This is a genomic window from Leifsonia stereocauli (assembly GCF_038432415.1).
Taxonomy (GTDB): domain Bacteria; phylum Actinomycetota; class Actinomycetes; order Actinomycetales; family Microbacteriaceae; genus Orlajensenia; species Orlajensenia stereocauli.
Genome location: NZ_JBCAUN010000001.1, coordinates 517654 through 533276, shown reverse-complemented (window position 1 = coordinate 533276; position 15623 = coordinate 517654). Strand labels below are relative to the sequence as shown.

Below are 15623 nucleotides of genomic sequence, written 5' to 3'. Positions count from 1 at the left end.
CAACGCCCTTGACGAGCGAGCACGCTCGCGATAGCGAGCTCCACGCCGGGCTACGCTCGCGGCGGCACCGTGGAGCCTCAGACGGGCAGCGTCTCCGACTCGGGCTCCGGGTCGAGGTCGACGGCGACGACGTGGTTCGTGCGCGGAGCGGCAGCGCCGCCGTTCGAGTTCGTCGCGAACGTCTGGCCGGCCGCAGCGCCGCCCACGAACGACCCGAGCAGGTCGCGGATGCTGAGGCCCATGGTCGACTTGAGCACTCCGTCGACCTCGGTGAGACCGGATGCCGCGTTCTTGGCGAGCTGCGAGGCCCCGTCGGTGGAGATCACCGTGAGCTGGTCGATGTTCGACATCGGAGCGGCGAGCTCGCGGGCGATGAGCGGCAATGCCTCGATCACCTTGAGCTGGAGCAGCGCCTCTGACTGCTGAGCGACGGCCTCGGCAGCGGCCTTGGTGGCGGATGCCTCGGCCTCACCCTTGGCGGCGATGGCCTTCGCCTCGGCGAGGCCCTCGGCCTCGAGGGCGTCGGCCGCGGCCTTGCGGGAGTCGCGGGCGGACTGGGCCTCGATGAGCCTGGAGTCTGCGGCCGCCTGCGCGATGGTCTTCACTCGGTAGGCCTCGGCATCGGCCACGGCCTTGACCTCCGACTCGAGCTCGGCTGCACGCAGCGATGCGCGCTTCTGGGCGGTGATCTCCTGCTGGGCGACGACGGCCTGCTGTGACTGCGCCTCGGCGAGCGGGCGGGCGGATGCCGCCTCGGCCGCGGCCTTGTCGGTCTCCTTCTGCAGGTCGGCCTTGCGCAGGGCGAGGGCGTTCTCGGCCTCGGCGATGGCCGTCTCGGCGGCGACGGCGGCCTCGCGGGCCTCCTTCTTGGCACGCGACTCGGCGATCTCGGCCTGCTTGCGCACCTCGGCCTGCTCGGCGCGGCCGAGGTCCTCGATGTAGCCGTTGGTGTCCGAGATGCCCTTGATCTCGAAGGAGTCGACGTCGAGTCCCTGGTTGAGCAGCGACTGGCGGGCGATGTCGAGCACCGCGGTCGAGAGCTCGTCACGCTTGTTGATGATGGTGAGCACGTCGGTGGCACCCACCGAGGAGCGCAGCGATCCCGACAGCACCTCGAGGGCGAAGATGTCGATGTTCTTGTCCTGGCCGAGGAAGCGCTGGGCTGCAGCCCGGATCTTCTCGTCGGCGTCGCCGACCTTGACGATCGCCACGGCGTCGACGTTCATCGTGATGCCGTTCTTGGTCTGGGCCTCGGCCTTGATGTCGATGGCCCGCGAGCGCAGCGAGATCTTGTGCGCCTTCTGGAAGAACGGCGTGATCCACACGCCCTGGCCGTGAACCACGCGCTGGCCGGACTCCTCGGCCTCGACACCATCGACCACGCGGCGCTTCGAGCGCTTGCCCGTGACGACGAGAGCCTCATCCGGCGACACGTTGCGGTACAGCGCCTTGGCGTAGATGAAGACGACGATGACCGCGACGATGACGATCGCGATCGTGCCGAGGAGCGGATTGCTGACGAGGAAGTCGAACACGAAGGTCCTTTCGATGAGCCCGGCGGACGCGCACGCTGCTCATCCCCCTTCGGAAGAGTACTGGACCCGATCAACCACGCCGATGCCCGTTTCGGGGGTGAGAAACAAGAGGCTTGCGTCCGTTACTGTTAGGTATGCCTAACCTCACTGTTGACGCCACGGATGTCGCCGCCATCGTCCGCGAGCGCACGATGAGCGCCCATAGATCCGCCGAGAGCAAGCCGTTCATCACGGCTCTCATGAAGGGCGAGCTCGACCTCGCCGCCTACACCCGCTACCTCGCGCAGCTCGCCTGGATCTACGAGGCACTCGAGTCCCGCCCGGCGCAGCCGAACGACCCGGCCATCATCGACGCTCACGGCCTCGACAGGTTCGCTGCGATGGAGAGCGACCTCGCCGCCCTCGGATCCCGCGCCTGGCGCACCGACCACCCGGCGCTGCCCGCCACGGCCACGTACGCGGAGCACCTGCGCGCGATCGCCCCGGACGACCTCCCCCGCTACCTCGCGCACCACTACACGCGCTACCTCGGCGACCTGTCGGGCGGCCAGGCCATCGCGCGCCTCGTCGCGCGCCACTACGACGCCGCACCCGAGCAGCTGAGCTTCTTCCGCTTCACGGAGATCGCCGACATCGTGCACTACAAGCGCGCCTACCGCGAGAACCTCAACGCCCTCGGCTTCGACGCCGCCCAGGTCGACGCCTTCGTCACCGAGGCCGACGCGGCCTTCGACTTCAACAGCGCCGTCTTCGACGCGCTCGACGGCTGAGCTCGTGCTCCGTACGGCGGCGCTCGACGGCCAGCTCACCGACCTGCTCGGCCAGGTCGGTGTCGTGGTCTTCTATCTCGTCGTGTGGGGCCTCGTCTTCGCGGGCACCGCGCTGTTCGTCGGCGTCTTCGTCCCATTCGTCACCGGTGACTCGCTGCTCTTCGCTTCGGGGATCATCGCGGCAGGCGCATCCGGAGTCGACATCTGGGTCCTCGCGATCGGAACCGGCATCGCCGCCTTCCTCGGCGACCAGGTCGGCTTTCTGCTCGGGCGGCGCTACGGCAGGCCCTATCTCGACAAGCGCGGCGGGCCCCGGATGCAGGGGGTCATAGCCCGCACCGAGCACTTCTACCGCACCTTCGGCTGGTGGTCGGTGGTCATCGCCAGGTTCATCCCGTGGGGGCGCGTCTTCGTGCCGATCATCGCGGGTGTCGGGCGCATGGGCTACGCCCGCTTCGTGACCGCGAACATCGTCGGAGCGCTCGCATGGGGCGTCGGCATCACCGTGATCGGCTACTACGCGGCGTCCATTCCCGGGGTGAAGGTGCTGGCCTACGTGATCGCCGGGGTCTTCATCACGGCATCCGTCATCGCGGGCATCAGGGCGTGGCGTCTGGAGCGCGCCGATCGCGCAGCATCTGTACAGACTGACGTCTCCTCGGCCAAGTAGACTGCGGCGCATGCACACCGCCCTGATCCCCTGGCTCGATCCAGAGACCATCATCGCCGGCGCTGGCCCCTGGGCCCTGGTGGTGGTGTGCGCGATAGTCTTCGCGGAGACCGGCCTGCTGGTCGGCTTCCTGCTCCCGGGCGACACCCTTCTCGTCATCTCGGGCCTGCTCACCCACACCTCGTTGGTCTTCGGCGTCGACATCTGGTGGGTCTGCCTCGCCATCGCCGTCGCGGCGTTCCTCGGCGGTGAGGTCGGCTATCTCATAGGCCACAGATTCGGGCCACGGGTCTTCGAGAAGAAGGAATCCGGCCTGTTCAGTGTCAAGAACGTCGAACGCACCAACGCCTTCTTCACCCGCTTCGGCGCTCTCGCGGTCATCCTGGCCCGCTTCGTGCCGATCGTGCGCACCTTCGCTCCCGTCGCCGCGGGCATCGGCCACATGGACTACCGCAAGTACTCGCTGTACAACGCCATCGGCGCGTTCATCTGGGGCGCAGGCCTGACCTACTTCGGATTCCTCATCGGGTACATCCCGCCCGTCGCCGAGTTCGTGCAGAACTACATCGACATCATCCTGCTCGGTGCCGTGGTCCTCACGCTCATCCCCACCCTCTGGCACTACTTCCACTCCGCTCACCAGGCGCGAAAGGCTGCAGAGGCCGGAGAAGACGTGGTGACGGATTCCGAGGAGGCGGCTGAGCTCGCCCTCGACCCCGACGTGTTCCAGAAGCGCCCCGACGGCTTCTAGCCTCAGCGGGCGTCGTGGCTACGCGTGGTGCGGCTGCTCGTGCGCCGCGTGCTCGGCCGGCTCGAGCTGGAACGTGGAGTGCTCAACATCGAAGTGGTGCGCGAGGCAGTCGCTGAGCTCGTCGAGCAGGCAGCTGGACCGCTCGCCGACGAGGGCGTCCGGCTCGACCACCACGTGGGCGCTGAAGACGTACTCGCCCGAGGTGATCGCCCACACGTGCACGTCGTGGACGTCGACGACGCCGGCGGTCTCGAGGATGTGCTCGCGGATCTCGGCGACGCTGGTGTCGACCGGCACCGACTGGCTGAGCACCCGCAGCACATCGCGCAGCAGCGACACCGCGCGCGGCACGATCATCGCAGCGATGAGCAGCGAGGCGATCGCGTCTGCTGCGGCGAATCCCGTCGTGATGATCACGATGCCGGCCACGATGACGGCGACGGAGCCCAACAGGTCGCCGAGCACCTCGAGAGCCGCGCCGCGCATGTTGAGCGACGTGGTGTCGCCGCGTCGCAGCACGAGGAAGGCGATCACGTTGGCCACCAGGCCGATGCTCGCGACGAGCAGCATGAGCGAACCCTGCACCTCTGCCGGTCCGGGCTCGATCAGGCGGCGGATGCCCTCGATACCGACGAACAACGCGACGACGATGAGGATGAGCGCATTGATGAGCGCCCCGAAGACCTCGGCACGCTGGTACCCGTACGTCTGGCGATCCGATGCCGGTCGCGCGGCCACGATGGCGGCGACCAGCGCGACGACGAGTCCGGCGAGGTCGGAGAGCATGTGGCCGGCGTCGGCGAACAGAGCCAGAGATCCGCTGAGAGCTGCGCCCACCACCTCGGCGACGAGCACGACGGAGACGATCCCGATGACTATGAGAAGTCGGGACCGGTTGGAGCTCCTGGGGGCGTGATCGTGGGCCATGTCCCTTCAAGGGTAGGCCGGAAACCCAGTCGAACGATCTCTTCTGCGTAGTTGGGAACGACTCCGGGAATCGTTATCAGGCGATCCGGTTCAGATCGGTCGACGGCGCACCCGATAGCGCAGGTGAAGCACCCCGTTGCCCTGGATCACCTCGTCGGGACCCTCGAGCAGATGCTGCGCGTCGACCGACCCGAAGTAGCGCTTGCCCGACCCGAACACGACGGGGACGACGTCCATGCGCACCTCGTCGACGAGCCCCGCGGCAAGCGCCTGGCCACCGACGTCACCGGCGGCGACCTCGACGACGCGGTCCCCCGCGAGCTCCTGCGCCCGAGCCACGGCCGCCTCGATGCCGTCGACGAAGTGGAACGGAGCCTCGGGGTCCCAGCCATCGGGCGCCGGGCGGTGCGTCACGACCACCACATGGTCGATCCCGCTCGGAGGCTTGCCGTCCCAGCCGTCCGTCATGTCGAAGACGTGGCGGCCAGCGATCGTCACCCCGATGCTGTCCCAGTACGCCCGCGTGTGGTCGTAGGACGCCTGCGACACCTTCAGGACCCCGCTGTCGTCCAAGGGCACGTCGCCGCTGAGCAGCCAGTCGAACAGAGGCCCGGGCTGATCGTTCTCGTCCGCGATGAAGCCGTCGACCGACACCGAGCTGTACATGACCACCGTGCCCACGAGGCGCTCCTTTGCTGGGGATGCCTCATGGTAGCGAGCCGTGAGTGAGCTAGACCAGGCGCTGCAGGATGGGGATGGCGGCGGTGAACGCCCGGGCCCGGTGGCTCTCGGCGTTCTTCACCTCGGGCGCCAACTCGGCGGCACTCACGTCGTGGCCGTCCGGCACGAAGATCGGGTCGTAGCCGAAGCCGTGGGCACCGGATGCCGCAGCGGCCAGTCGCCCCGGCCACTCGCCCGACGCCATCTCCTCGAAGCCCGTCCGCCCTGCGGCATCCGGAGCCACGATCGCGATCGCACACGTGAAGTGCGCGCCCCGATGCGGATCGGCGATGTCGCTCAACTGAGCGAGCAGCAGCTCGAGGTTCTCGGTGCTGTCGCGGCCACCGGCCCAGCGCGCCGAGAAGATGCCGGGCGCTCCTCCCAGGATGTCGACGCAGATGCCCGAGTCGTCGGCGAGGGCGACGAGTCCCGTGTGGGCTGCTGCGGCGCGCGCCTTGATGAGGGCGTTCTCGGCGAAGCTCACGCCGTCCTCGATCGGCTCCGGTCCGTCGTAGGCCACAACGGTGATCGACGGCATGAGGGCACCGAGGATGCGCTGGAACTCCTCGACCTTGTGCTGGTTGTGCGTGGCCAGCACCACCTCGAGGGCCATCAGGCGGTGGCGGATGCCGCGTCGGCGGCGGGCGCGAGGGCTGCGGTCTGCAGATCCCGCAGGGTGGCGCCGCCGGCGACCCCGAGGTCGAGCAGCGCGTCGAGCTCGCGTCGGTCGAACGGCGCCCCCTCCGCTGTTCCCTGCACCTCGACGAAGAGCCCGCGTCCGGTGACGACGATGTTCATGTCGGTCTCAGCGCGCACGTCCTCGGTGTAGGCGAGGTCGAGCATGGGAGTGCCGTCGATGATGCCGACCGAGACGGCCGAGACGCTGTCGATGAGCGGCTTGGCCTTCTGGCCGATGAACTTGTGCTGGCGACCCCACTCGATGGCGTCGACCATGGCCACGTAGGCGCCGGTGATCGCGGCCGTGCGCGTGCCACCGTCGGCCTGCAGCACGTCGCAGTCGATGACGAGAGTGTTCTCACCGAGGGCCTTCATATCGACGACGGCGCGGAGGCTCCGGCCGATGAGGCGGCTGATCTCATGCGTGCGTCCGCCGATCCTCCCCTTCACGGACTCGCGGTCCATGCGGCTGTTCGTCGAGCGCGGCAGCATCGAGTACTCGGCCGTGACCCATCCCTTGCCCTTGCCCGACATCCAGCGCGGGACGCCGTTGGTGAACGAGGCCGTGCAGAGCACCTTGGTGCGTCCGAACGAGATGAGTGCGCTGCCCTCGGCCTGGTCGCTCCAGCCACGCTCGATGGTGATGGGGCGCAGGTCGTCGGCGGCGCGGCCGTCGACGCGGATGAGGTCTGTCACGGTGGATTCCTGTCTGTGGGTGTCGAACGGATGCGGCAGGCGAGGCGCGAGCCTCGTCAGGCGTCTCAGCGGATGATGTGCATGGTGCCGGTCTGCACGAGGTCGACGGCGTCGATGTCGCGGCCGATGAGGCGGTGTGCGAGGTCGAGGAAGGCGCTGACGCTGGGGCCCGTCGCCTCGTAGTGGTAGCTCGGTGGGGTGGTCGCCGTGCGCTCGAGCTGCTGGGACACGAGCACGCGGTAGACGTCGTTGGCGGTCTCGGTGTCGCTCGAGACCAGGGTCACCTTCTCGCCCATGACGTAGGAGATGGCACCGCGCAGGAACGGGTAGTGGGTGCATCCGAGCACCAGGGTGTCGATATCGGCCTCCCGCAGCGGAGCGAGGTACTCCTCGGCCACCGCCAGGACCTCGGCGCCTGTCGTCACGCCCGACTCCACGAACTCGACGAAGCGCGGGGCGGCGGCCGTGAACAGCTGCAGGTGCGGGGCCGCTGCGAATGCGTCCTCGTAGGCGCGGGAGTTGATGGTGCCGATGGTGCCGATCACGCCGACCCGGCGATTCTGCGTTGCGGCGACGGCGCGGCGCACCGCCGGCTGGATGACCTCGACGACGGGCACGCTGTAGCGCTCGCGGGCATCGCGGAGCATGGCGGCGGATGCGGTGTTGCAGGCGATCACGAGCATCTTCACGCCCTGGTCCACCAGGTCGTCGAGAACGTCGAGGGCGTAGCCGCGCACGTCGGCGATCTTCTTGGGGCCGTACGGCGAGTGCTCGAGATCGCCGATGTAGAGGATCGACTCGTTGGGCAGGGCGTCCTTCACCGCGCGGGCCACCGTGAGGCCGCCCACGCCGGAGTCGAAGATTCCAATCGGCGCATCCGTCACGACGTGCAAGCTTAGTCGTGCGGGATAGGGTGATCTTTCGTGACCAGCTCCTCTGCGCTCCTCACGGACCGCTACGAACTCACCATGCTCGACGCCGCTCTCCGCAACGGCACGGCTCATCGCGAGTCGATGTTCGAGGCCTTCGCGCGCCGCCTTCCGGCAGGACGCCGCTATGGCGTCGTCGCCGGCACCGGCAGGCTCCTCGAGGCGATCGGCCGTTTCCGGTTCACGGATGCCGAACTCGACTGGCTGCGTGCCGCCGACGTGGTGCATGCGTCGACGCTCGACTGGCTGGCGGACTACAGGTTCGGCGGAACCATCTGGGGCTACCGCGAGGGCGAGGCGTACTTCCCGGGCTCACCCCTGGTGATCGTGAACGCCACCTTCGCCGAGGGCGTGATCCTCGAGACCCTGATCCTCAGCATCCTGAACTCGGACTCCGCCGTCGCCAGCGCGGCCGCCCGCATGGTGTCGGTGGCGCTCGGCCGTCCACTCGCCGAGATGGGCTCGCGCCGCACGAACGAGTACGCTGCCGTGGCCACGGCACGCGCCGCCTACATCGCCGGTTTCGGTGCGACCAGCAACCTCGAAGCCGGTCGCACCTGGGGCGTGCCGACGATGGGAACTGCTGCGCACTCGTTCACGCTCCTGCACGACACCGAGGAGGACGCCTTCAGGGCGCAGGTGGAGGCCCTCGGCGCCGGCACCACGCTGCTCGTCGACACCTACGACGTCGAGAAGGGCGTCGAGACAGCCGTGCGCGTCGCCGGGACCGGCCTCGGAGCCGTGCGCATCGACTCGGGGGATCTGCCGTCGGTCGTCGCATCCGTTCGCGACCAACTCGACAGCCTCGGCGCCGTCAACACGAAGATCACTGTGACCAGCGACCTCGACGAGTACCTCATCGGCGCACTCTCGGGCTCCCCCGTCGATGCCTACGGGGTCGGCACGTCGGTCGCCACGGGCTCCGGTTCCCCCACGGCCGGCATGGTCTACAAGCTCGTGGCCCGCCGCGGTGATGACCACGAGTGGGTCTCGGTTGCCAAGTCCAGCGTCGAGAAGGTGAGCGTCGGCGGACGCAAGACCGCCGTACGCCGCATCGACTCGACGCGCACGGCCCGCGAGGAGATCGTCTACCTCGGAGATGGACCCGACGGCGAGCCGGAAGGCGCCCAGGACGAGTCTCGAGAGCGCCCTCTGCAGGCGACCCTCATGCGCGACGGGGTCGCAGACCCCGCCTTCCTCGGCGCCGCGGGCACGAAGGCCGCACGCGAGCACCGGGCTGCGGTGATGCAGGAGCTGCCGATCGAGGCGTTCCGGCTGGGTGCCGGCGAAGCGGCCATCCCCACCGTCTACAGGTAGCTGCGGCGACGACCGACTGTCTGTCTCAGGCGGTCTACTCGGCCTTCAGCTTCTCGTAGATCTCCTTGCAGGTGGGGCACACCGGGAACTTCTCGGGGTCGCGCCCCGGCGTCCACTTCTTGCCGCAGAGGGCCTTGACCGGCTTGCCCGAGAGAGCGGACTCGAGGATCTTCTCCTTCTTCACGTAGTGCGAGAAGCGCTCGTGGTCGCCGGGTTCGATCGACTCCTGCTCGAGCAGTTCCTCGAGCTCGCGGTCGAGGGTGGACGTGCCGCCTCCGGGCTGACCCGGGTCGGCGATGCTCGCGCGGAAGGTTTCGCTCATGGGTTCCAGTGTAGAACGCCCGACGCCGCATCGGCGGGGTCGGATGCCGCATGGAGGTCGCTCAGACGGACGCTACGCCCGGATCGCCGAGGCCAGGATCTCGGGGCCGCGCTTCGTGAACGTGTGCGCCCCCCAGATGATGCCGAGCACGAGTGCGATCACGCCGACTCCGACGCCCTCGATCAGCGTGGCGATGTGCCACGACGGGTCGACGAACAGGGCGAGGTAGCCGAAGACGAGGGCCGGGAGGGTGAGGAGCAACGCCACCAGGAAGGTGAGCGATTGCACGGTCGCCGCGGCAGTGCCCGACGACTGCGGCTGGGCGAACGGGCTGGCGCCGGGCTTGGGAACCGGGTACGGGAAGCGCGCCGAGGTGTAGCTGGAGCATCCGAGTCCCACCAGGAACAGGCTCGCGCAGACCCCGATGAACGACGGCAGCACGCCCCAGTCGCGGTACAGCAGCATGCTCACGATCGTGCCGAGGGCGATGAGCGGGATCGACAGGAAGAACGCTGGCACGAGCCGGCCGATGCGATCGGCGAAGCCGCTGACGCCCGATGCCACGTGCAGCCAGACGGCGGTGGAGTCGTAGGCGACGTCGTTGTGCACCGTCCATCCGAGGAAGATGCACATGACCGGGACCGGCAGCAGGGCCAGCACCCCGGTGGGCACCTGCACGGCCGCGAGGGGGACGACGAGCAGAACGGGCAGCACCGGGATCATGATGAGCGACACCCAGTACCTGGCGTCCCTGATCCAGTACGTCAGCGAGCGCGCGGCGACGGCGCCGGTGGCCCCCGGCAGCATCTTGTCGAACCAGCCGAGGCCGTGGTAAGCGTGCGACTGGGTCTGGCGTCCGGGGGTGACGAGGGTCTTCGCCACGAGCGCCTGCCACGCCAGCCAGATCAGCCAGATCGTCGCGAGGGCGATGAGCAGCTTCAGAACGGATGCTCCCCACTCGCCGGCAGTCGCGTCGCCCGGAATGGCCCACATCGCGCCGATGGGAGTCCAGGAGAGGATCCCGCTGATCTCGCGCACGAGACCACGACCGGAGGCCGCCCAGTCGACCTGGGCGAGCAGCACGATGATCGGCGAGATCAGCACGAGCACGAGAACGCCGAGCACTCCGCTGACCTCGCGGGCGCGACGGGTGGCGAGGAAGAGGCTGGCGAGAGAGGTCGAGACGCGAGACAGCATGATGCAGGTGGCGAGGACAAGCACTGCCGCGATCAGTGCGACCACGGCCTCACCGAAGCCGCGGGTCCAGGTGACGACGAAGCCGACGAGCGTGATCGCCAGGACGAGCGCCGGGATGCCGACGAAGGCGGCCAGCGCGAGTCCGAGCGAGAGGTCGCGGTTGCGCATGCCGAACAGGGAGAACCGCCGGGGATCGAGGGAGTCATCCGAGCCCATGAACAGCGGAACCACGATGAAGCCGACGGTGACGATCGATCCCACGAGGACGATGCCGTCGCGCAGGAACTCGACATCGGGGGCGAAGCGCAGCCCGATGAGCAGGGCCATCAGGAAGACGGCGATGCCCAGGCCGTAGATCAGCCCGACGATGATGCCGACGATCTGCCAGGGGCCGCGGCGGAACAGGTTGCCGAAGAGCCGGACTTTCAGTCCGAGAAGCTGTGCAACCATTCCATCCCCTCCGCTACCTTGCGGCCTCCGGCCAGCTCGACGAAGCGGTCTTCGAGCCGCTCGCCGTCGCGCACCTCGTCGAGGGTTCCGGCTGCCAGCACCTTGCCCTGCACGATGATGGCGACGCTGTCGCAGACGCGCTCGATGAGGTCCATGCCGTGGCTCGAGAGCACGACGGTGCCGCCCGCGGCGACGTAGCGCTGAAGGATCTCGATGAGATTGGCTGCTGACACGGGGTCGACCGCCTCGAACGGCTCGTCGAGCACCAGCAGTCGTGGCGAGTGGATCATCGCGCAGGCGAGGGCGATCTTCTTCGTCATTCCGGCGGAGTAGTCGGCGACGAGGCGGTTGATGGCCTCCTCCAGCCCGAAGGCCGACACGAGGTCGGCCGAGCGCGTGCGCACGGTCTGGGCGTCGAGTCCGCGGAGCACGCCTGAGTAGTAGAGCAGCTGGGCTCCGGTGAGCCTGTCGAACAGGCGCAGCCTGTCGGGCAGGACGCCGGTCATCCGCTTGGCCTTCGCTGGCTCGGTCCAGACGTCGACATCGTGCACGACGACTGTTCCGGCATCCGGCCGCAGCAGTCCGGTGACCATCGACAGGGTCGTGGTCTTTCCAGCGCCATTGGGGCCGACGATCCCGTAGAACGACCCGGTGCGAACCTCGAGGTCGATGCCGGTGACTGCCTGCGTCGCACCGTAGCTCTTGGCCAGGCCCGAGATGGCGAGCACGACAGGGGCGGATGCCGCCGGCGCCTTCGTTGCGACAGGCAGCTTGCGGGTCGCACGCTTCTTGCGAGCCGCGGCCTTCGCTGCGGCGGCTGCAGCCTCGGCTTCGGCTTCGGCCTCGTCTTCGTCGATCTGTTCGATCGTCAGGTCTTCGATGAGTTCGAGCTCGGCGATCGCCGCAGCGGTGTCCTCGACTGTCAACCCGGCCGGAGCGGCGTCGACGAGGCCGATGGACACGAGTTCGTCCTCCGTGGGGAACTCGGCCTCCGACGCCTCGATGACAGCGGTCTCGTCTGGGGTCTCCGGCGTGGTCGCGGTCTCCGCGCGGGCGGACGTCGCCTCGCTCTCAGGGATCTTCTCCCCCGCAGCAGTGGGCGGAGCGTCTCCCGCATCCTTCTGCGTGGTCGACGGATGCCGCGGCTCGGCCGTGGCCATGTCGCGGACGACCTCCGCGGCAGCGACCGTCGGCGCTGCCTTCGCAGCGGCCGGCGGGGCTGCCTTCGCAGCGGCCTGCGGGGCCTTGGGGGCGCGCACAGGACGCTTGCGGGGCGGTGTCGCGGCCGTGGCCACGGGCGTCGCGGCGCTGCCCGCCGCGTCGCTCGCAGAAGCGGTGGTCTCCGCTTCCGGCGTCTCAGCTGCTGCGGCCTCGGCCGCGGCAGCCTTCGCGGCTGCGGCCTTCGCGGCAGCAGCGGCACGTGCCGGCGTGCTCGTCGAGCGCGCGGGCGTCGCCCGAGTCGTCTTCGCTGCGGGAGTCTTCGGCGTTGCAGCGCTCTTCGGCGTAGCAGCGCTCTTCGGGATTGCCGGGCCCTCCGGCGCGGTGGCGCTCGCGCCGCCGGCCTTCGCCGGCGTCGACCCCACGGCGGTGGACTTCGCCGCTGGCTTGCGGGGTGTCGTCGTCTTCCGAGCAGTGGCCGGTCGCTTGGTCGCCGGGGCGGCGGGAGTGGTGGGGGCGTCATCGCCCATCGCGTCGGGCGTGGCTGAAGCATCTCCATCCGCTGCAGCAGGCGTCTCCGCCGCCTTCCTGGACGCCGCCGGCTTGCGAGCGGCGGGTCGGCGTGCGGCTGGCTTGCGGGCGGCCGGCCCAGCAGGAGCGGCCGCGGCATCCGGTGCCGCATCGGAACCGGCATCCGGAACCGACGGGGTCGTCCGCGTTGTCCCCCGAGAACGTGCAGCGTCCGCGGAATCCTCCGTCGCGGAAGCGCCCTCGATCGCGGCCTCCTCGGCCGTCGCCCCCTGATCGTGCGGGTCTGGGAATCGCTGCGCAGAACTCACGGAGCAAACCTACCAACTCCCCTGCGACAGCCGAACGGCAGATGGCGTCCGTCCCTGTGAATACCCTCAGCAGCAGGTCACAATCGAGGCACGCCGTCCCCCGTGTCTGGCCCCCGGCCGACCCGGCACGATAAGGTGAACCGGGCATAAAGGCGTGTCTTCACATACACGTGTGGGTGAACCGTGGGTGAACGTCCGATGGAGGATGTTCATGAAACGTACGGTCGACCCGAATTCCATCGAGGAGATCACTATGACCACCCAGGTCGTCATTCTTGCAGCAGGCATGGGCAGCCGTCTCGGCCGTTCCCTGCCGAAGCCGCTGACCGAGCTCAGCGACGGACGCACCATCATGAAGCAGCAGTTCGACAACATCGAGCACGCCTTCGGCCGCAGCGCCAAGGTCACGATCGTCGTCGGCTACAAGCTCGAGCACATCATCGAGGCCTTCCCCGACGCTGCGTTCGTCTACAACGAGCAGTACGACCAGACCAACACCTCGAAGAGCCTGCTGCGAGCCCTCCAGGCGTCGCAGGCCGGTGGCGTGCTCTGGATGAACGGCGACGTCGTCTTCGATCCCGCAGTGCTCGACCGTGCCGCCGCGATGATCGCGCGCGACCAGTCCTTCGTCACCGTGAACCACTCCAAGGTCTCCGATGAGGAGGTCAAGTACACGATGAGCGCCGAGGGCTACATCAAGGAGCTCTCCAAGACCGTCAAGGGCGGACTCGGCGAGGCCGTGGGCATCAACTACATCTCGAGCGCCGACAAGGCCACCTTCATCCGTCACCTCACCAAGGTGAACGACCAGGACTACTTCGAGCGTGGCCTCGAGCTCGCCATCGAGAAGGAGCGCATCCTGGTCGAGCCCGTCGACATCACGGACCTCTACGCCGTCGAGATCGACTTCGCCGAAGATCTGGAGCGCGCGAACCACTTCGTGTGATCGCCACGACAGGCCACATCGGCTGAAACCTCTGAAAGCAGGCCCATCGGGCCTGCTTTCGTCGTTTCGGCCCGCCTTCGTCTCCGGATGCCGCGCTCCGCAGTGCCGATCGGCGTGAACCGCGCACGACGCGCGGGCGCATACGATGGAGCGCGTGAGTTCCTACGCCGAGTCGCGCCCCCAGTGGACCCCGTTCTCGCGCTACCGCCACTCGCTCTGGCTGCTCACCCGCCGCGACCTGCGGGTGCGGTACTCCACGTCGGCCCTCGGCTACGTCTGGTCGATCCTCGATCCTCTCCTGATGTCGGCCATCTACTGGTTCGTGTTCACGGTGATCTTCGAGCGCACCGTCGGCGACGAGCCCTACATCGTCTTCCTGCTCACAGCGCTCCTGCCGTGGATGTGGTTCAACAGCACCGTGTCCGACTCCACACGGGCTTTCCTGCGTGAGTCGAAGCTCATCCGATCCACGACCATCCCCCGCACCATCTGGGTGAACCGCATCGTGTTGTCGAAGGGCATCGAGTTCCTCGCCTCCCTGCCCGTGCTCGCGGTGTTCGCGATCTTCTCGGGCGCTCCGGTCAACATCGACCTGATCTTCTTCCCCCTCGCGATCCTGTTGCAGGCCGTACTCACGGTCGGGGTCTCCCTGATCGTCGCGCCGCTGGTGGTGTTCTTCCGCGACATCGAGCGGGCCGTGAAGCTCACGTTGCGGTTGCTCTTCTACGCATCCCCGATCATCTACGGGACGACGGATCTGCCCGACCAGCTCCAGATCTGGGCCGCGTTCAACCCGCTCTCCGGCATCTTCGGCATCTATCGGGCCGCATTCTTCTCCGAGCAGCTCAACTGGTTCGACGTCGGCATCTCGGCGGTCGTGTCCGTGGCCCTCCTGCTCGTGGGCATCACAGTGTTCCGGCGCCTCGAGCGCGCCGTGCTGAAGGAGATCTGATGACCGACGACGGCGCGATCGACATCCGTGTGAGCGGAGTCGGCGTTCGATTCCGTCGCAACAAGCGCGGCCGGCGCAACTTCAAGGATCTCTTCGCCGGACGCGCCCGTCGCAGCCGGCCTGGCGAGTTCTGGGCGCTGCGCGGGCTGTCGATCGACGTGCGCAAGGGTGAGGCCATCGGTGTCGTCGGACGCAATGGCCAGGGCAAGTCCACCCTGCTGAAGCTCGTGGCCGGGGTGATGCTTCCCGATGAGGGCAGCGTGACCGTGCACGGTGGCGTCGCGCCGCTCATCGAGATCACCGGCGGGTTCGTCGACGACCTGACAGTGCGCGACAACATCCACCTCACGGCCGGACTGCACGGCATGACGCGCAGCATGATCGACGAGCGATTCGACGACATCATCGACTTCGCCGACATCGGCGACTTCCTCGACACTCCGTACAAGCACCTCTCGAGCGGCATGAAGGTGCGCATCGCCTTCTCGGTGATCTCGCGTCTCGAGGAGCCGATCATCCTCGTCGACGAGGTGCTCGCAGTCGGCGACAAGGCGTTCCGCGAGAAGTGCTACGCCCGCATCGAGGAGCTGCTCGCCGGAGGACGCACGCTCTTCTTCGTCTCGCACAACGAGCGCGACCTGCGTCGGTTCTGCACGCGCGGCCTCTACCTCGACAAGGGCGAGCTCGTGCTCGACGGCCCCATCGGCGACGTGCTCGACGCCTACAACGCCGACTACGGAGTGACCAAGCCCCCGAAGGCCTGAGC

Annotated in this window: 16 protein-coding genes; 7 read left to right on the top strand and 9 right to left on the bottom strand. The window is 68.2% G+C overall.

The window, feature by feature from the left end; translation table 11 throughout:
• Nucleotides 1–77 precede the first annotated feature (77 nt).
• A complete protein-coding gene (locus tag AADV74_RS02680) occupies nucleotides 78–1535 on the bottom strand; it encodes an SPFH domain-containing protein (protein ID WP_342111553.1) in 1458 nt (485 codons plus the stop codon).
• 134 nt (nucleotides 1536–1669) lie between these two features.
• Here AADV74_RS02680 and AADV74_RS02675 point away from each other — a divergent pair, with 134 nt between their 5' ends.
• From AADV74_RS02675 to AADV74_RS02665, 3 genes are read left to right on the top strand one after another with little or no spacing between them, the layout of a single operon-like run.
• Complete coding sequence (locus AADV74_RS02675; protein ID WP_342111550.1) at nucleotides 1670–2305, top strand: biliverdin-producing heme oxygenase; 636 nt, start codon at nucleotides 1670–1672, stop codon at nucleotides 2303–2305.
• A 4-nt stretch (nucleotides 2306–2309) separates the two neighbouring features.
• Entirely contained in the window at nucleotides 2310–2975 is a 666-nt protein-coding gene (locus AADV74_RS02670) for a DedA family protein (RefSeq protein ID WP_342111548.1), read from the top strand.
• A gap of 10 nt (nucleotides 2976–2985) precedes the next feature.
• The gene (locus AADV74_RS02665) at nucleotides 2986–3726 is read left to right on the top strand and encodes a DedA family protein (RefSeq protein ID WP_342111546.1); all 741 of its coding nucleotides are present in this window, start codon (nucleotides 2986–2988) and stop codon (nucleotides 3724–3726) included.
• A gap of 18 nt (nucleotides 3727–3744) precedes the next feature.
• Here the strand turns inward: AADV74_RS02665 and AADV74_RS02660 are convergent, their stop codons facing one another.
• From AADV74_RS02660 to murI, 5 genes are all read right to left on the bottom strand, one after another.
• Nucleotides 3745–4653, bottom strand: a complete 909-nt coding sequence (locus AADV74_RS02660) for a cation diffusion facilitator family transporter (protein WP_342111544.1) — start codon at nucleotides 4651–4653, stop codon at nucleotides 3745–3747.
• A gap of 90 nt (nucleotides 4654–4743) precedes the next feature.
• Nucleotides 4744–5334: a dihydrofolate reductase family protein gene (locus AADV74_RS02655; RefSeq protein ID WP_342111543.1), complete on the bottom strand. Its 591-nt coding sequence runs from the start codon at nucleotides 5332–5334 to the stop codon at nucleotides 4744–4746.
• A 49-nt stretch (nucleotides 5335–5383) separates the two neighbouring features.
• Nucleotides 5384–5986 carry an RdgB/HAM1 family non-canonical purine NTP pyrophosphatase gene (gene rdgB, locus AADV74_RS02650; protein ID WP_342111541.1) on the bottom strand — a complete coding sequence of 201 codons (603 nt, stop codon included), beginning with the start codon at nucleotides 5984–5986 and terminating at the stop codon, nucleotides 5384–5386.
• Nucleotides 5986–6747, bottom strand: coding sequence for a ribonuclease PH (rph, locus tag AADV74_RS02645; RefSeq protein ID WP_342111539.1), 762 nt, complete (start codon nucleotides 6745–6747; stop codon nucleotides 5986–5988). Before rph ends, rdgB begins: the two co-directional genes overlap by 1 nt.
• Nucleotides 6748–6812: 65 nt before the next feature.
• On the bottom strand, nucleotides 6813–7631 hold the full coding sequence (murI, locus tag AADV74_RS02640) for a glutamate racemase (RefSeq protein ID WP_342111537.1): 819 nt from the start codon (nucleotides 7629–7631) through the stop codon (nucleotides 6813–6815).
• A gap of 39 nt (nucleotides 7632–7670) precedes the next feature.
• On the opposite strand from murI, the gene AADV74_RS02635 reads away from it, so the two are divergent.
• The gene (locus AADV74_RS02635) at nucleotides 7671–8993 is read left to right on the top strand and encodes a nicotinate phosphoribosyltransferase (protein WP_342111535.1); all 1323 of its coding nucleotides are present in this window, start codon (nucleotides 7671–7673) and stop codon (nucleotides 8991–8993) included.
• A 34-nt stretch (nucleotides 8994–9027) separates the two neighbouring features.
• Here the strand turns inward: AADV74_RS02635 and AADV74_RS02630 are convergent, their stop codons facing one another.
• From AADV74_RS02630 to AADV74_RS02620, 3 genes are all read right to left on the bottom strand, one after another.
• Nucleotides 9028–9315: a DUF3039 domain-containing protein gene (locus AADV74_RS02630; protein WP_055819602.1), complete on the bottom strand. Its 288-nt coding sequence runs from the start codon at nucleotides 9313–9315 to the stop codon at nucleotides 9028–9030.
• A 72-nt stretch (nucleotides 9316–9387) separates the two neighbouring features.
• Entirely contained in the window at nucleotides 9388–10962 is a 1575-nt protein-coding gene (locus tag AADV74_RS02625) for a hypothetical protein (RefSeq protein WP_342111528.1), read from the bottom strand.
• Complete coding sequence (locus tag AADV74_RS02620) at nucleotides 10938–12959, bottom strand: ABC transporter ATP-binding protein (protein ID WP_342111526.1); 2022 nt, start codon at nucleotides 12957–12959, stop codon at nucleotides 10938–10940. Before AADV74_RS02620 ends, AADV74_RS02625 begins: the two co-directional genes overlap by 25 nt.
• A gap of 253 nt (nucleotides 12960–13212) precedes the next feature.
• On the opposite strand from AADV74_RS02620, the gene AADV74_RS02615 reads away from it, so the two are divergent.
• From AADV74_RS02615 to AADV74_RS02605, 3 genes are all read left to right on the top strand, one after another.
• Nucleotides 13213–13905 (top strand): phosphocholine cytidylyltransferase family protein, encoded by a 693-nt coding sequence (locus AADV74_RS02615; protein ID WP_342113085.1) that lies wholly within the window; start codon nucleotides 13213–13215, stop codon nucleotides 13903–13905.
• A gap of 145 nt (nucleotides 13906–14050) precedes the next feature.
• Entirely contained in the window at nucleotides 14051–14857 is an 807-nt protein-coding gene (locus AADV74_RS02610) for an ABC transporter permease (protein WP_342111524.1), read from the top strand.
• Complete coding sequence (locus AADV74_RS02605; protein ID WP_342111523.1) at nucleotides 14857–15621, top strand: ABC transporter ATP-binding protein; 765 nt, start codon at nucleotides 14857–14859, stop codon at nucleotides 15619–15621. The genes AADV74_RS02610 and AADV74_RS02605 overlap by 1 nt, the downstream gene beginning before the upstream one ends.
• Nucleotides 15622–15623: the final 2 nt, after the last annotated feature.

Bases quoted from the DNA above. Each gene is read 5' to 3' on its own strand.
- AADV74_RS02675 (WP_342111550.1), top strand. From the start codon at position 1,670: ATGCCTAACCTCACTGTTGACGCCACGGATGTCGCCGCCATCGTCCGC.
- AADV74_RS02665 (WP_342111546.1), top strand. From the start codon at position 2,986: ATGCACACCGCCCTGATCCCCTGGCTCGATCCAGAGACCATCATCGCC.
- AADV74_RS02660 (WP_342111544.1), bottom strand. From the start codon at position 4,653: ATGGCCCACGATCACGCCCCCAGGAGCTCCAACCGGTCCCGACTTCTC.
- rdgB (WP_342111541.1), bottom strand. From the start codon at position 5,986: ATGGCCCTCGAGGTGGTGCTGGCCACGCACAACCAGCACAAGGTCGAG.
- AADV74_RS02630 (WP_055819602.1), bottom strand. From the start codon at position 9,315: ATGAGCGAAACCTTCCGCGCGAGCATCGCCGACCCGGGTCAGCCCGGA.
- AADV74_RS02625 (WP_342111528.1), bottom strand. From the start codon at position 10,962: ATGGTTGCACAGCTTCTCGGACTGAAAGTCCGGCTCTTCGGCAACCTG.
- AADV74_RS02615 (WP_342113085.1), top strand. From the start codon at position 13,213: ATGACCACCCAGGTCGTCATTCTTGCAGCAGGCATGGGCAGCCGTCTC.
- AADV74_RS02610 (WP_342111524.1), top strand. From the start codon at position 14,051: ATGGAGCGCGTGAGTTCCTACGCCGAGTCGCGCCCCCAGTGGACCCCG.
- AADV74_RS02605 (WP_342111523.1), top strand. From the start codon at position 14,857: ATGACCGACGACGGCGCGATCGACATCCGTGTGAGCGGAGTCGGCGTT.